Origin of the sequence: Stenotrophomonas sp. YIM B06876, assembly GCF_030711595.1 — a bacterium.
Taxonomy (GTDB): domain Bacteria; phylum Pseudomonadota; class Gammaproteobacteria; order Xanthomonadales; family Xanthomonadaceae; genus Stenotrophomonas.
Window position 1 is genome coordinate 1 of record NZ_JAUJUJ010000547.1, and the last position, 480, is coordinate 480.

1 protein-coding gene is annotated in these 480 nt (G+C 67.1%); it reads left to right on the forward strand.

Annotation, left to right across the window (positions count from 1 at the left end; all coding sequences use genetic code 11):
- The coding region (locus QZH66_RS18400) for an aromatic amino acid lyase (protein WP_305807232.1) at positions 1–359 on the forward strand (359 nt) is incomplete at its 5' end.
- Between the last annotated feature and the right edge of the window lie 121 nt (positions 360–480).

Sequence of the window (480 nt, forward strand, 5' to 3'; positions counted from 1 at the left end):
TGGCGTCCGAGAACAAGTCGCTGGCGCACCCGGCCAGCGTCGACAGCCTGCCCACCTCGGCCAATCAGGAGGACCATGTCTCCATGGCCACCTTCGGCGCGCGCCGCCTGGCCGACATGGTGAACAACACCGCCGTGGTGGTCGGCATCGAGGCCATGGCCGCCGCGCAGGGCATGGAGTTCGATAGAAGCCTGAAGAGCTCGCCCCTGGTCGAAGCGCAGTTCGCCGCCATCCGCGCGCGCGTGGCCTTTCTCGAACAAGACCGCTACCTGGCGCCCGACATCGAAGCCATGCGCCTGTGGGCACACCAGTCCGACTGGCCTGCCGCCCTGCTGCAGTGCCTGCCCAGCCACGCTTGACCCTCATGCGGCTATTCAACGACCCACCGTTCGGGCTGAGCCTGTCGAAGCCAGGGCGCTCCTTGCATGGAGCCCTTCGACAAGCTCAGGGCGAACGGGGTGGATGAACAGCGCTACGCCT